Source organism: Glycomyces tarimensis (genome assembly GCF_054776215.1).
Genome location: NZ_BAAHCB010000032.1, coordinates 1 through 1,450, shown reverse-complemented (window position 1 = coordinate 1,450; position 1,450 = coordinate 1). Strand labels below are relative to the sequence as shown.

Below are 1,450 nucleotides of genomic sequence, written 5' to 3'. Positions count from 1 at the left end.
ACGCGTGATCAGTAGAAACAAGGGTTTTTTCTTAAATCATTTCTACTTAAAGTAGATGATTTCTGCACCATCATGCCAGGACCATGATCCCAATCGCTCCTTGGATCCACAGAGAGCTACCATGCTATTGGAAGTCCACAGTACACCACTCTCTTTGGGTCTCCCTCTGATTAGCTCCACATAAAAACAAGGATTGAAGCACTCCTTGTTTGCCCAGTAGTCTATGAATGCCCCTGAGTACCCTGACCAATTTTGATTGTTGACAATCAGCTGGTATGAGATTGGGCCTGATTGAGTGTTGGTTTCTGCATTTGGGACCTTTAACATTTCGTAGCCTGATCTGGAGTCTTTGCTAATTGTCCTTCCAAGCCATGAATTCTCCCCATCTAGGAATGCAAATCCTTTTACCCCGGGGTCTGGGTTTCCTCCTGTTATTGGAGCATCGCAGTTCCCATTGGTGGGGTCATTAGGACGACTTGTGTCGGTTAAGATCTTCGAACATAAGTATTTGCTTGTGTGGGTCATCATTTCGGGATCTATAATGATTACTGGTCTATTTGCCCCTTTCCAATTGTCTCTGCATACACATTTGATCATCCCTGCTGCTCCGTAGCATGAACATTCTTCGATGTGTTGAGCGTTCCCTTGCAGTTCTTCAGTTTTTTGTATTATTCCCTCTTTGAAGTAGATTATCTTAGTTGCTGCCTTGTTGTTTGCTGGGCCATCTGTCATGACCACTGGGCAGATTCCTTTATGGCACACACATTCTGATTCGTGAGTCCTAAGAATGTTCCCTGCCCATGATGGGATTTCTGTTACTGGTCTCCCCCGGTACCACACTATTGCTGATGCATTGTTATTCGGTCCTGATATGCATATTGACATCCTTGACACGCCATCATGGCATGACGTGCTTGACCATCCTATGCATTCGACCCTAGTGTTATACGGGCTGGGTGCCTGACCCATTTCCCAGCTTATAAGAGCTCGAAATGGGCTCCTATCATGTATGGTTCCATTCGCATGCTGCCCTCTGAGCGTTGTGCCCTGGCTCAGAGCAAACATCCTGCAGCCCTGTGGATCACAAGACAGATAAGGTTCTCTTGTGACCAGTATATGAGCATCCTCACCTATTCTTATTGCATTGTCCTTCGATAGAATGTGCCATGAGTTGACTTCACATAGCGGTTTGGTCAATTTGAGAAATGTTTCTCCTTCGTTCTTATTCACCTTAATGTTAGTGATGTTTGTTGTTGTTGGGTTGGTTTCAGTCGTTTCTGGAATGTTTACAGCTGTTGAATCACTCATTTTGTAGTGTAGTCCGATATTTAGTCCCAAATTAGCGGTTCCTATTAGCAGGCTTACTACTGATAGCATTACTCCTGTTGCTGAAATGCATGTTATCTTTTGATTTGGATTCATTTTCACCCTGCTTTTGCTGATCACGCGT

1 protein-coding gene is annotated in these 1,450 nt (G+C 44.3%); it reads right to left on the bottom strand.

The window, feature by feature from the left end; translation table 11 throughout:
- Positions 1-42: 42 nt before the first annotated feature.
- Positions 43-1,450, bottom strand: a 1,408-nt coding sequence (locus ACYVK3_RS20550) for a sialidase/neuraminidase family protein (protein ID WP_460499216.1), incomplete at its 5' end; no start/stop codon positions are given.